The organism is Geobacillus sp. TFV-3 (assembly GCF_009901865.1).
Lineage (GTDB): Bacteria > Bacillota > Bacilli > Bacillales > Anoxybacillaceae > Geobacillus > Geobacillus thermoleovorans_A.
Genome location: NZ_MPSP01000001.1, coordinates 3053580 through 3067363, shown reverse-complemented (window position 1 = coordinate 3067363; position 13784 = coordinate 3053580). Strand labels below are relative to the sequence as shown.

At 54.0% G+C, this 13784-nt stretch carries 13 protein-coding genes; 11 read left to right on the top strand and 2 right to left on the bottom strand.

Features of this window, described 5'->3' with window-relative positions:
* Positions 1-67: 67 nt before the first annotated feature.
* From BJQ97_RS15635 to BJQ97_RS15585, 11 genes are read left to right on the top strand one after another with little or no spacing between them, the layout of a single operon-like run.
* Positions 68-805 (top strand): GumC domain-containing protein, encoded by a 738-nt coding sequence (locus BJQ97_RS15635; RefSeq protein WP_160157280.1) that lies wholly within the window; start codon positions 68-70, stop codon positions 803-805.
* Positions 802-1815: a Gfo/Idh/MocA family protein gene (locus BJQ97_RS15630; RefSeq protein ID WP_160157279.1), complete on the top strand. Its 1014-nt coding sequence runs from the start codon at positions 802-804 to the stop codon at positions 1813-1815. Before BJQ97_RS15635 ends, BJQ97_RS15630 begins: the two co-directional genes overlap by 4 nt.
* A gap of 16 nt (positions 1816-1831) precedes the next feature.
* Positions 1832-3145 (top strand): nucleotide sugar dehydrogenase, encoded by a 1314-nt coding sequence (locus BJQ97_RS15625; protein ID WP_044732695.1) that lies wholly within the window; start codon positions 1832-1834, stop codon positions 3143-3145.
* 17 nt (positions 3146-3162) lie between these two features.
* Positions 3163-3894, top strand: a complete 732-nt coding sequence (locus BJQ97_RS15620; RefSeq protein ID WP_160157278.1) for an acyltransferase — start codon at positions 3163-3165, stop codon at positions 3892-3894.
* A gap of 1 nt (position 3895) precedes the next feature.
* A complete protein-coding gene (locus BJQ97_RS15615) occupies positions 3896-5344 on the top strand; it encodes a lipopolysaccharide biosynthesis protein (RefSeq protein ID WP_160157277.1) in 1449 nt (482 codons plus the stop codon).
* Positions 5345-5376: 32 nt separating this feature from the next.
* Positions 5377-6435: a non-hydrolyzing UDP-N-acetylglucosamine 2-epimerase gene (gene wecB, locus BJQ97_RS15610; RefSeq protein ID WP_160157276.1), complete on the top strand. Its 1059-nt coding sequence runs from the start codon at positions 5377-5379 to the stop codon at positions 6433-6435.
* A gap of 12 nt (positions 6436-6447) precedes the next feature.
* Positions 6448-7836, top strand: coding sequence for an O-antigen polymerase (locus BJQ97_RS15605; RefSeq protein WP_160157275.1), 1389 nt, complete (start codon positions 6448-6450; stop codon positions 7834-7836).
* The gene (locus BJQ97_RS15600; protein WP_160157274.1) at positions 7837-8952 is read left to right on the top strand and encodes a glycosyltransferase; all 1116 of its coding nucleotides are present in this window, start codon (positions 7837-7839) and stop codon (positions 8950-8952) included.
* Positions 8949-10031 carry a glycosyltransferase gene (locus tag BJQ97_RS15595; protein WP_160157273.1) on the top strand — a complete coding sequence of 361 codons (1083 nt, stop codon included), beginning with the start codon at positions 8949-8951 and terminating at the stop codon, positions 10029-10031. The genes BJQ97_RS15600 and BJQ97_RS15595 overlap by 4 nt, the downstream gene beginning before the upstream one ends.
* Positions 10028-10291 (top strand): hypothetical protein, encoded by a 264-nt coding sequence (locus BJQ97_RS15590; protein ID WP_160157272.1) that lies wholly within the window; start codon positions 10028-10030, stop codon positions 10289-10291. The genes BJQ97_RS15595 and BJQ97_RS15590 overlap by 4 nt, the downstream gene beginning before the upstream one ends.
* A complete protein-coding gene (locus tag BJQ97_RS15585; protein WP_160157271.1) occupies positions 10288-11544 on the top strand; it encodes a glycosyltransferase family 4 protein in 1257 nt (418 codons plus the stop codon). The genes BJQ97_RS15590 and BJQ97_RS15585 overlap by 4 nt, the downstream gene beginning before the upstream one ends.
* 105 nt (positions 11545-11649) lie before the next feature.
* Here BJQ97_RS15585 and BJQ97_RS15580 read toward each other — a convergent pair whose 3' ends face one another.
* The gene (locus BJQ97_RS15580; RefSeq protein WP_160157270.1) at positions 11650-12981 is read right to left on the bottom strand and encodes a SpoIID/LytB domain-containing protein; all 1332 of its coding nucleotides are present in this window, start codon (positions 12979-12981) and stop codon (positions 11650-11652) included.
* Between the two features lie 3 nt (positions 12982-12984).
* Complete coding sequence (locus BJQ97_RS15575; protein ID WP_160157269.1) at positions 12985-13662, bottom strand: SH3 domain-containing protein; 678 nt, start codon at positions 13660-13662, stop codon at positions 12985-12987.
* Positions 13663-13784 lie beyond the last annotated feature (122 nt).

Here is a 13784-nt window from a genome sequence, read left to right as displayed (position 1 = left end):
TTTGGCGTTGGATCATTTGTTTTGTTCCCAGCACTTTGTTATTTTATGATAAGGGATGGTGGCCGGATTGACGGCGGAAAAACGACCGTTTGTACTATACGAATATTTGCGCTTTTTTTGGCAGCGAAAATGGTGGTTTCTTGTTGTTCCGCTTGCAACGATCGTTTTGACCGTCATCGCAGGGCGGCTTTTGCTGCAGGGGGAACAGTATACGGGGAAAGCTGTCGTGTTTACCGGATCGATTGACGTCAAAGAGTTGACGGATCCGAAAAATATAGAAGCGAAGTTTCCTGAGGTGAAAAACTTGGATGTCGTCGTTCCGGAGGAGCAGTACGTGCAAATCACTGTCAAAGGCGACGATGAACAAGACGTAAACCGCGAATTGAAGCGGGTGGTGTCGGAATACAGCAAGGAGCTCGAGCGCCATTCGCAAGAGCGGATTGATGTCACAGCGAAATACTTGCGTGCGCTGGAAGAACGGGAACGCGCATTGCAGCAAAAAGTCAATTATTATAGCGAGCAAATACAGTCGGGCCGCTTGAATCCGGAACAGCTCAATGACATCAGCGATTTATTGGTCGAGTCGGAAAACGATTTGACCGAAGTGATGGAGCGCGTCAACCGCATCCGCGGCAACCTTGTCTTTTACGAAAAACCTGCTGTTTTGTCGGAAACGGTGGCGAAATCGAAAACGTATACGGCGCAGCTCGCGGCGATCGGCCTTGTCCTCGGCCTGTTTTTGACGGTCGTTTGGCTCGTGCTTTGGAAGTATATATTGGACGCGAGGAGGTACTATTCTTCATGATCCGTTTTGCCATTGTCGGCATGGGGCATATCGCCAAAAAACATATTGATGCCATTGAAAAGGTGGACGGCGCTGAACTGGCGGCGGTTTGCGACACGAACCCCGAACGTTTGCGCGATGTGTCGGGCGTTCCTGTTTATACTGATATGGAGACGATGTTGAAGGAGAACGAACAGATCGATGTCGTCAACCTTTGCGTTCCGTCTGGCTTGCATGCGCCGCTGGCCAAACTGGCGGCCCGCTATGGCCGCCATATCATCGTGGAAAAACCGATGGCCCTTCGCACAAGCGACGCTGAAGAGATGATCCGCGCGACGACGGAATATGGCGTGAAGCTTGCGGTCGTCCATCCAAACCGCTTCCGTCCGGCGATTCGGAAGCTGAAAGAGGCGATGGAGCGCGGAATGTTCGGGAAACTGAGCCATGCGAACGCCACGGTGCGCTGGAATCGAAATCAAGCCTATTATGATCAGGCGGCTTGGCGGGGGACGAAAGAGTTTGACGGCGGCGTCTTGATGAACCAAGCGATTCACAATTTGGATTTGCTGCTTTGGCTGATGGGGCCGGTTAAGGCGGTGCAAGCGATGGCGGCGACAAGGCTGCGCAAGATTGAGACGGAAGACGTCGCGGCGGCGGTCGTCGAGTTCGAGAACGGGGCGCTTGGCGTCATTGAGGCAGCGACGACGATTTATCCGCAAAACTTGGAAGAATCGATTGCCATTTTCGGCGAAAAGGCATCGGTGAAAATCGGCGGCCGGACGGCCAACTTTATCGAAACGTGGGAAGCGGAAGGCGTGAGCGAGGAAGAACGGGCAAAGCTTATCGATGAGATCAATGCCGACCCGTTTGGCAAGCCGGGGCACCAATGGATCATTGAAGATATGGTGCAAGCGATTCGCGAAGACCGCGAGCCGATCGTCACGGGTTTGGACGGATTGGCTCCAGTTCGGCTGATCGAAGCGATTTTGCGTTCAGCGGAAACGGGGACAAGAGTGCAACTATCTGAATAGAAAGGAATGGGAGCGAATGAACTACGCGGAACGGCTGTTGCAAAAATTTGAGAAACGCGACGCGGTCATCGGCGTGGTCGGGCTTGGCTACGTCGGGCTGCCGCTGGCAGTCGAAAAAGCGAAAGCAGGGTTTCATGTCATCGGCTTTGACATCCAACAAAGCCGCGTCGATCAAGTGAACAACGGGATTAACTACATCGGCGATGTCGTCGATGAAGATTTGCATGAGATGGTCAAACAAGGGCGGCTCGTGGCGACGACCGACTACGCCCGCATCGCGGAAGTCGACGCCGTGGCGATCGCGGTGCCGACCCCGCTCGATGAGCATCACCAGCCGGATACGTCCTACGTCGAAAACTCGGCGAACGAAGTCGCCAAATACGCCCATGAAGGGATGCTTGTCGTTTTGGAATCGACGACCTATCCGGGGACAACCGAAGAAATTGTCAAACCAGCGTTGGAGAAGAAAGGGCTTGTCGTCGGGGAAACGGTGTTTGTTGCCTATTCACCGGAGCGGGTCGACCCGGGCAACAAGCAGTTTAAGACGAAAAATACGCCGAAAGTCGTCGGCGGCGTGACGAAAACGTGCACGAAAGTGGCGGCGGCGATGTATCGCGCTGTGCTCGAAGGAGACGTGCACGAAGTGTCCAGCCCGGCGGTTGCGGAAATGGAGAAAATTTTTGAGAACACGTTCCGCCATATCAATATCGCATTGGCGAACGAAATGGCCATTTTGTGTGAACGGATGGGCATTGATGTTTGGGAAGTGATCGATGCAGCGAAGACGAAGCCGTACGGATTTATGGCGTTTTACCCGGGCCCGGGGCTTGGCGGCCATTGCATTCCGATCGACCCGTTTTATTTGACATGGAAAGCGCGCGAATACAACTACCATACACGCTTGATCGAGCTGGCCGGCGAAATCAACAACGCGATGCCGGAATATGTCGTCAACCGCGCGATGCTCATTTTGAACGAAGAAGGGAAGGCGCTGCGCGGCTCGAAAGTGACGGTGCTCGGCGTCGCCTACAAAAAAGACATTGACGATGTGCGCGAATCGCCGGTGTTGAAAATCGTCGAGCTGCTCGAACAATACGGGGCGGAATTTGCCGTCGTCGACCCGTATGTGCCGTCGTTCCGGGCGTGCAACCGCGTCATTGAGACGGTTGAACTGACGCCGGAGCTGCTTGAGCAGTCAGATCTTGTCTTGATCACGACCGACCACTCCAACATTGACTATGAGATGGTTGCTCGCCACAGCCGGGTCGTCTTTGATACGCGCAACGCCATGAAAGACGTGTCGAAGCCAGTGAAATACGTCAAATTGTAAGCGAAGGAGACGAAACCATGAACGTTGTCGATCCCTCTGTCGTTTGCGGTGAACGTGTCGAAATCGGCCATTTCACTGTCATCGAGGCGAATGTGAAAATCGGAAACGACGTCAAAATCGGCCATCGCGTCACGATTCATGAAGGAACTGTCATCGGCGACGGCGTGACGATCGCCGACGGCGCGGTGCTCGGCAAACCGCCGAAGCCGGCGAAAACGAGCACCGTCAAGCTGTCGGGCGAGCTGCCGCCGCTTGTCATCGGGGACCATTGCACGATCGGCGTCAACGCCGTCATCTATCGAGGAGCGACGATCGGCGCCTACACATTGATCGCTGATTTGGCGAGCGTGCGCGAAAACGTGCACATCGGCCAATATGTGATCGTCGGGCGCGGGGTGTGCGTGGAAAACCACGTCCGAATCGGCGATCGGACGAAAATCCAGTCGAACTCCTACATCACTGCCTACACGACGCTCGAAGACCATGTGTTCATCGCCCCGTGCGTCACGACGACCAATGACAACTACATGGGGCGGACGGAAGAACGGTTCGCCAAAATCAAAGGGGCGACTGTCAAGCGCGGGGCGCGCGTCGGGGGAGGGGCGATTTTGCTGCCGGGCGTGACGGTGGCGGAAGAGACGTTTGTCGCCGCTGGGGCGCTCGTCACGAAAGATACGGAACCGAAGACGGTCGTGAAAGGATTCCCGGCGCGCTTCAGCAAAATGGTCGACGAGCGGGAGTTGTTATAAATTGTTCTCGGCATTCAAGCGTTTAGGAGCGGATTCGCTCCTTTACGCGTTTATGAACGTCGGCACGAAGCTGATTGCCTTTTTGATGCTGCCGATTTATACAAGCTATTTGTCCAAAGCGCAGTACGGGGCGGTCTACTTGATCGACCAATGGACGTCGATGCTGACGTTTCTCGTCATTTTCGGCACGGATTCGGCGCTCTCTTTTTACTATTACGACACGGACGACAAAGAGAAGCGCCTTTTGTATGTGCGCAACGTCATGTACTTCCGGCTGTTTGTCGTCGCGCTCTTGTTTTTGGCCGTCGTTTTGGCCGGTCCGTGGATCGCAGGTGCGCTGTTTGAAGAACCTCGCTATGTCGATTTGCTGTACATCAGTATAGCGACCTTGTTGCTCGATACGATTTTCGTCATGGCGACAACGGTGCTGCGGTTTGAATTTCAAACGAAAAAAGTGGTGATTTGGACGCTCGTGAAAATGCTGCTTGTCGCTGGGCTGTCGTATGCGGCGCTTCGGTGGTTCGCAGCGACGCCGGAAGGGCTGCTCATCGGCCGGCTCATAAGCAGCGCGCTCGTGTTTTTGTTGATGCTGCATTTGACTCTCAAGTATATGGTGTGGCGGGTGCGCCTTGACGTGTTAAAGGAACTGCTTGCCTACGCCGCCCCGCTCGTGCCGACTTCGCTTGCCTTTTGGGTGATCGCCAACGTCAGCACGTTTTTCATCCAACGGTTTGCGTCGCTCGAGGAAGTCGGGGTGTTTGGGGTTGCCTTGCGGCTTGCGACCGTGATTACGCTCATCACGAGCGGCGTGCAGATGGCGTGGCGTCCGTATTCGATGTCGATGAAAGACCGGCCGGAAAGCCGTGCGCTGTTTGCGAAAGTGTATATGGCGCTTTTGCTCATTGGAGCGTTTGGGTTGCTTTTGATCGCCACTGTGAGCCCGTGGCTTGTAGAGACGTTTTTCAAACCGGAATATCGAGAGGCAGCGTCCTATATCCCGTTTTTATCAGCCGTCACGTTTTTGAACTTTTATTATTTGATTGTTTCCACCGGCTTGTTCTTGACAAAGGAAACCGGCTATATTTCAAGGGTGTTCACGCTAGCGGCGCTTCTTCATTTGGCGTTGAACGCCGTTTTGGTGCCGCTTTGGCTCAGCTGGGGGGCGGTCGCGGCCAGCCTCATTACGTATATTGTCGCTGTGGCCTTCATTTTTCGCAAAAGCCAGCAAGTGCATCCTGTGCCGGTGTCGTGGAAAAAGATGGCTTTGGTTTTGGTCGGTACATTGCTCGCCCTCATCGTCATCGTCTACGTCCAGCATGCGCCGCTTGCTGACGGCTGGGTGCTCGCTGGTTGGGGGTTGTTTATTGCCGTGCTCTTTGCCAGCCGGGTGGATCGTGATTTGCGCCGTCCGATGCGCACGATCGAGGGCGAAAATGCGCAAAATACTTGATAACCGTTCATCTGATCTAGGAGGTGTTTCGGATGAAAATCGCGACCGTTTTAGGCGCCAGACCGCAGTTTATCAAAGCTGCCCCCGTCTCGCGCGTCTTGCGAAAACAATACACCGAAGTGCTGATCCATACCGGGCAGCACTATGACCCGAATATGTCGGCCATTTTTTTTGAGGAGTTGAACATTCCGACGCCTGACTACTATCTTGGGGTGGGTTCAGGCAGCCATGGAAAGCAAACGGGGGAAATGCTGATCAAAATTGAGGAAATTGTCATGCAGGAAAAACCGGATTATGTGCTCGTCTATGGTGATACGAACTCGACGCTCGCCGGCGCGTTGGTCGCGGCGAAGCTGCACATTCCGGTCATCCACGTCGAAGCTGGGCTGCGCAGCTTCAACAAGCAAATGCCGGAAGAAATCAACCGCATCATGACCGACCATGTGTCTGAGCTCTTATTTTGCCCAACGGAGACGGCCGTAGAAAACTTGCGAAATGAAAATATTACGCGAAACGTCTGGAACGTCGGCGACGTCATGTATGACGCCATTTTGTACAACAAAGAGCTCGCGCAGCGCCAATCGACGATTTTGGATGATTTGTCGCTGGCGGAGAAATCGTACTACTTGATCACGATTCATCGGGCGGAAAATACCGATGACCCCGACAAATTGAAAGCCATTTTGGCTGCTTTTGCCGACATCGAAGGAACGAAAGTATGGCCGATTCATCCGCGGACGCGGCATAAGCTCGAGGAATACGGCTTGGATGCTTCGGCGATTCCGGGGCTTCAGCTGATCGATCCGGTCGGCTATTTGGACATGCTTCGGCTTGAGAGCGGAGCGAAAAAAATCATCACTGATTCGGGGGGCGTGCAAAAGGAGGCATATTTTCTCCGCGTGCCTTGCGTGACGGTGCGCGAACAAACCGAATGGGTGGAAACGCTCGAAGGCGGTGCGAACATCTTAACCGGCACGGACCGCGAGAAGATCGTCGCGGCAGTCTATAAGGAAGTCGCCCCTGTTTATGCGGACGTCTTTGGCGATGGGCATGCGGCGGAGAAAATCGTGGCGGCGATCGGACAGCGATAAGGGTGCGTCGGCATGTTGGACGTGTTGATTTGGCTGACGGTTTTTGTCGCCTCCACCTTGATGTTTCGCTATGCAGCGGGGACGCTTTCGTGGACGGCGCCCAACTTAGTGTCGATGGTGTACTATTACTCGTTCCTTCTGTCGAGCTTCATCGGCGCGCTGCTGATCGCGCTTGGGGTTGACGATTACTACATGATTCGCAAGTTGTTTCGGCCCGAGGAATACCGGCAGATCGGGTTTCTCGTCGTCTGCTTCGTTATGATCGTGTTTCCGCTGTCGATGGTGGTCGTTTCAAGGCTGTGCGGATTTGAAGCCAGGCAGGAGTTTCGCGCCTACTTGCAAAAGCCGCTGTCCCCGTTGGCCGGAGCGATGGGCAGCCAAGTGTTTTATACGTTTTTGGCGCTGTCGTTGCTCAGTTTTGCCGCCATTGCGTATATGATTTGGAAAACGCCGACGATTCCGTTGTTTGCGCTCTTGACAGGGACGGACGAGAGCTTGGCTGCGCTGCGCGTTGAGGCGTCGCGCCATTTTGCCGGGAACGTGCTGTTTCGCAACATTTTCGCCATCACGCTCACGCCGCTTTTGTCGTTTGCTGCCTATTTGTTTGCCGTGCTGACGAACGAGTGGCGGTGGAAGCTGTTGTTCGCCTGCTTATTCGTCGGGGCGGTGTTTGTCAATGTGTACGATTTGGCCAAATCGCCCATTTTCTTTTACATGATGATGTTTTTGCTTATTCGCATTTACATTGGAAAAACAAAGTTGTCGGCAGCGAAACTGGCGCTGTACGGCGGGGTGGGGGCGGCAGCGCTCGTCGGCATGTATATTGTCATTCAAGGGGTTCAGGATGTCACCACTTTTTTGTCCTACAACAAAGGCCCGATCGGCCGCATGATTTTGGCGCAAATCGCGCCGACGTTTCTTCATTTGAATTTGTTCGGCGAAGCGCTGCCGTTCCTTTACGGAAAAAGCTTGCCTTCGATGTTGACGGGGCTGTTTGACGTCGAGAACGTCCGTTCCGCCCGCCTAGTGATGTTGCACGTGTTTCCGGAGCGGATCGAAGACGGGACAGGAGGAGTGCTCAACACGCTTTTTGTCGCTGAGGCGTATGCGAACTTCGGCTATGTGGGAATCGTCGTCGGCACGCTCTATGTTGCCGTCGTGACACAGCTGTTGTATATAGCTTTCCTTCGACTTCCAAAAAATCCGTTGTTTTTAAGTTTATTCGTTTATTTTTCCATCAACATTCCCCGCACGCTTGTCGGTGGATTTACCGACTTTTTGTTCAATCCGACCTGGGTGCTGCTTGTGGCGCTGTTTGGCGGAATGGCGTTATGGCTGCGCGTGCAGGGAGATGTGAGGACATGGCTTGCAACGAAAAGGCGAATAACCGATGAGGGATGAATGATGAAAACGGTATTGATTTATTATCCTTTTTCGCTCGCGTCAGAACGAAACAGCGGGTCAAAGCTGCGGCCGTATGAAATGCATCAGGCGTTTTTGCGCTGGGGAGCAAAGCAGGGAGTAGATGTTCTATTGATCGCTGGCACGTCAGCCGAGCGGGAGAAGCAATTTCAAGAGCTTCGCGGCCAAGGCAAGCTCGATGACGTCTGGTTTTGCTATATGGAAAACCAGACGATTCCCCTTTGGCTGACCGACCCAGGGCACCGGCCGCAACGCCCGTTCATCGACCGGGACGTGCTCGGCTACCTGAAAGCCCGCAACGTTCCCATCGGCATTTTTTACCGCGATGTGTATTGGAAGTTCCCTGATTTGTATCCGCTCCGCGGTTGGAAAAAAGCGGCCATGCAAATGATGTACCGTTGGGAAGAGCGGTTTTACGAGCGGTACTGCGATGTCATCTTTTTGCCGAGCCTCGAAATGGGAGCATACGTCGCGATCCGGCGTCCGATGGTTGATTTGCCGCCGGGGGGGAAACAAAAGCAACTGCAGCGGACTCAAGAGGCGAAACAGCCGCTGAATGCCATTTATGTTGGCGGCATCAACAATGCCGACTATGGGCTTCCGCTTCTGCTGGAAGCGATTCGCTTGGTCAACCGCCCTACGCCGCTTGTTTCGCTCACCGTCGTCTGCCGAAAAGACGAGTACGAGCGACAGCCGCTGGCGGTGAAAGAGGAGCTTGCCGTCTTGCAAGTGCGCGTCGAGCACGTCAGCGGCGAAGCGCTCGACCGTTTGTATGCGGAGATGGATTTCGCCTTCATCCCGCGCCGTAGAAGCGAATACAACGATTTTTCCGTCCCGGTCAAGCTTGTCGACTATTTATCAAGCGGTTTACCGATCGTCGCCACCGCTTGTTCGGCGCAAAAGCGGTTGATTGAAGCGGACGGGTACGGCGTCATTTGCGACGACAACCCGTCGTCGATGGCAGAAGCGATTGCCAAGATGGCTGACGTGCTCGAGGAATGCCGCTCGCGCATTGCGGAGACGTTTATGGCGAAACATTCATGGGAAGCGAGAGTGGAAAAGGTGAAAGAAACGTTGGTGGAGGGCCTCCGATGAAAATCGCCTTATTGGCTCCAAGCAAATCGATCCATACGCATAAGTGGGCCCGCTTTTACCAAACGCAAGGCATCGATGTGAAAGTCGTCACGTTCAAAGATCATTACGGGCCGGAACAAGCGAAAGAAGTCGAGACGGTCGTGCTGCCGAAATGGCTGCCGGGGAAGTTGTCGTATTTTTCCACGGTGTTTTCGTTAAAGCGGCTGCTCGCCTCGTTTCAGCCCGATATTTTGCACGCCCATTACGCCTCAAGCTATGGGTTGATCGGGGCGCTTGCGGGGTACCACCCGTTTTACGTCTCCGTCTGGGGGCGCGACGTGTACCAGTTTCCAAACGTCAACCGCTGGAACCGGCGGATGCTGGAATATACGTTGCGGAAAGCTGATGTCATTTGTTCGACAAGCCATGTGATGGCGGAAGAAACCGGAAAGTATACGGACAAGCCGATTGAGGTGACGCCGTTTGGGGTCGATGTCGCCCGCTTCAAACCGTTGCCGAGACAACCGAAGCGGACTGTGACGATCGGCACGGTGAAAGCTCTTTCCGACAAGTACGGGATCGCCGATTTGATCCAGGCCTTTGCCATCGTGCATGAGCGCCATCCGCAAACGGAGCTGTTGATCGTCGGCGATGGGCCGCAGCGGAGCGAATACGAGGAGCTGAGCGCCCGACTCGGCATTCAAGCGGTGACGACGTTTACTGGCAAAGTCCCAAACGAACAAGTGCCTGTGTATATCAACCAAATGGACATTTTCGCCGTGCCTTCGACGGAAGACAGCGAAAGTTTTGGCGTTGCCGCCGTCGAGGCGATGGCGTGCGGCGTCCCCGTTGTCGTCTCCAACGTCGGCGGGTTGCCGGAGGTCGTCCGTGAGGGAACAACGGGATTGATCGTGCCGAAAAATAGCCCGGAAAAGCTGGCGGAGGCGTTCGAACGGCTGCTGCTTGATGGAGAGCTAAGGCGGCGAATGGGAGAGAACGGTGTCCGCCATGTCCATGAACATTATGAGTGGACAGAAAATGCGATGCGCATGATCCGATTGTATGAACAAACGTTGAAAGGCGGTGGAGGGAGTCGATGAGGAACCAAACCGTCATATCGGCCGCCGCGATGGGCGCCCGCTTGTCGCCGGCGGAGGCTAAGCTGGAAAACCGGTGGCCGGACGCTGGCAAGGTTGTGATGGCCATCCATTCACGGCAACGCTTATCCATCCGCGGACATCGGCACGATGTCGATGAAGCATTTGCCCCTTTCCCTGCTTCGTTTGCGCTCGCCTCTTGGCGCTTGAGGTGGAACGTGTGTTTGCCATTCGGTAGGAAAGCGGTGTGGAGCCAACCATGAGAATCATTTACCTATGCCAACACTTCCCACCGGAAACAGGTGCACCGCAAATTCGTGTGTATGAGGTGAGCAAAGAGCTGATCAAACGGGGGCATCAAGTGGAAGTGCTCACGGCGTTCCCGCATCATCCGCACGGCGTCATCCCGGAGCCATACCGCGGCCTGTTTTATTTGTTCGAACAATGGGACGGCATTCCCGTTCATCGGACATGGATTTATCCGTCGCCAAAGGGAAGCTTTTGGAAACGGCTCGCTTCCTATTTTTCGTTTACGTTCAGCTCGTTTTATTCGCTGCTTGTGAAAGCGAAGCGGACGGATGTGATCATTTGCAATTCTCCACCGTTGTTTTTGGGGATCACGGGATATATTGGCGCCAAGCTGAAGCGAGCGAAGTTTGTCTTCAATGTCGCCGACATTTGGCCGGAATCCGCCGTTGAACTTGGCATTTTGAAAAATCAGCTGTTCATCCGAATGGCGAGATGGCTCGAGCTGTTTTTATACCGGAAGGCGTGGAAAATCGCCGCCGCGACGGAAGGCATTCGCGATTATATGATTGAGCAGGGAAAGGCGCCAGAGGACGTCTTTTTGTTGCCGAACGGCGTCAACACCGATGTGTTTCGCCCGTTGCCGAAAAACAGAGAGTTGCTTGCGGAATTGGGGCTCGAAGGAAAAGTCGTCTTTACGTACGCCGGAACGATGGGATACGCGCAAGGGCTCGATTCTGTTCTGCGGGCGGCGGCCATTGTCAAAGAGAAAGAGGAGCGGGCGCATTTCCTGTTTGTCGGCGATGGCCAGGAACGGGAAAAGCTGATGGCGCTAAAAGAAGAGCTCGGTCTTGACAATGTGACGTTTTACGGATCGGTTCCGGTTGAGAAGATGCCGGAGATTTTCTCCATCACCGACTATAGCATCGTTTCCTTGCGCAATATCGATTTGTTTAAAGGAGCAAGGCCGTCGAAAATTTTCCCGGCGATCGCCACCGGAACCCCGGTGCTGTATTGCGGCGAAGGGGAGAGCGCAGCGATTTTAGAAACATACCATTGCGGAAAAATCGCTCCTCCAGAAAATCCTGAACAGATCGCTGCGGCGGTCCTTGAGTTGCTTTGCCTTCCGAGAGAGGAATACGAGAAGATGGCGGAAAACGGGCGCAAGTTGGCGGTGGAGCAATACTCATGGATCCGCATTGTCGACGATTTGCTTCACGCCCTTGGTGATGAAACAAAACGCGAATCCGTCGGATGGACAGAAAAATAGAAAAAGAAAAAAGGGCGTTCCGCTCGCAGAGAAGGACGCCCTTTTTGTTTCCGTGTCATGCTCAGGTGGAGAGCAAAATCCCGTATGAAATCATCGCCTCTGCCACTAGAACGAGACTTCCGCTCCGGGGAAGTAGTGCTCCAAAATTTGCGCCGCCGTCCATCCGCGCTCGGCGAATGCCTTCGCTCCGTATTGGCTCATGCCGATCCGGTGCCCCCATCCTTTTCCAGTGACGATGATCGAGTTAACCCCTGACGGCGAGGCGGAAAGCGGCGTGACTCCGGCGGTTGTTTGCACTTTTATTTCTTCGACGTTGGCAAGTGAAATCGTTCCGTTTCCTGTTTGAACGGAGTAGGACGACAAGGAGGAAGCGGCGATATTGCCATTGACCGTTTGAATCGACACCGACGGACCGTTTTTCTCTACCTGAATGTCAAACCAGTTGGACGGCAAGATGCCGTAAAATTGATTGCCGTCTAGCGGAAACAGTTTGCGGATGGTTGTTTCATTGCCTTTCACTGTTTTTTCGCCTGCCGAGGTCTCAATCGTGACGGCCCCCACTTCTCCGTTCGCGCCGGTTTTGGCGATCGAGACGTCGTATAAAACAACCGATGGATCGGTGAGCCCGAACGAACGCAACAGCACAGACGGGGAGAAGGTGAACGACCAACGGCTGTACGGCGATGATTCATACGGGTCATCGACGCTCGCCAAATATGGGTAGGCGGTTTGCGACGAGTTCCAGACGTCGCTTACGTTGGCGGTTCTGCCGCCGCTTGTCGAGTGGTAATACGTTTCGATGACGCTGCCATTATATTTCAGATACAATCCTCTTGTCGCATCCACTGCCTCGCTCGATCGAGGAGATTCCCCGTCATATCCTTTATAGGTCTGTGTGTTTGGATTGGTTGTCAAACTTGTTTTATGTTTATAGGCGTAGTTTCGGGCCGCAATAGCTTGCGCCTTCAGCGCCTCAAGCGGCCAAGAGGCAGGCATCTCGCTCGGCACGACTCCTTTTAAATAATCTTCCATGTCTAAAATATTGACAGCATGCAAGGCGCTGTTTTGCAGGCGAATGTCGACGCTGCCGCGGTAGCGCGTTTGATTCACTTTCACAAGCGACAACGGCGCAGCGCCGATCGTTTCTTGAATGGTAAATCCGGTGCTTGAAAAATCCGTCTTTCCGTTGTACGTGGCCAATACGGCCGAAGAGGAAGAACGAAATGTCAAGGTTGTCCCGCTTGCCAACGGGGTGATCGTCAACGTCTCTTTATTGAAAATTTGGTAATTTCCTTCGACGGCGACTGTGACCGATGTCCCTTTATATAAAAGGACTTGCACGGGATTGTTGTACGTTTTCACCCCAGCGGCGTTTGAGGCGGAAGGAGAGACGATGAGCAAAAACAGGCCGACGGCCAACCACGCTAATTTTTTCACCGTCTACTTCACCTCACCAAATTCAGCGGCCATCCAACCCCGCCGCCCGTCAGACAGCTGCACGTTGTACCATTTCTCTCCTTTGCTATTGGTAAACGGCTGGATATAGGTCATTTGTGTTCCCTTCGGAACTGTCGTCACAATGGGGTAGGAGGTTGATGCTCCTTTTCGAATATTGACTGCGGCCGTGGCGATGACGTGCTTGGTGCTGTCGCTGCTGACGGCGGATGTTGAGACATCGCCTGAATAGATCCATCCTTTCAGCGATGAGGAGAGGACGACGTTGTACCACAGTCCTTGGGAAGTAAGGTATGCACTGACGACTTGCAGTGAAGTTCCCGCCTGCTTATAGGCGATGACGCGGTAGCTTGTGGATGCACCGCTGCGGACGGCCGAATTGTTTTTCGCCACATAGACGACAGAAGGCAAAGAAGGCGAAGCGGGTTTGCTGGCAAGTTGTTGTTGAAGTTGTTGAATTTGTTGTTGCTGGGCAGCCAATTGCGTTTTCAAATTGGCAATGTCGCTTTTCATCGGGTTGAGTTGGGAAGTCACCCAGTCGACGCTCGCTAACACGACTTCTTCCGATGCTTTCATCGCCGATGGCGTAAACAAGAGGGCGCCTGCCGTCATGCCGACCGCTAGGCTGGCAGCAACGGCCCATTTGGCTTTTCGTTTCATCATGTTCATCTCCCCCGTTTTCTTTTTTGTCCCCGTCGCCCTTGACGTCCCTTTCGCACCTTTGGCGGGTGTTGGTCAAGGGCGAATTCGGCCTTGAGCATCCCTACGATGCTCAAGGCGATGGT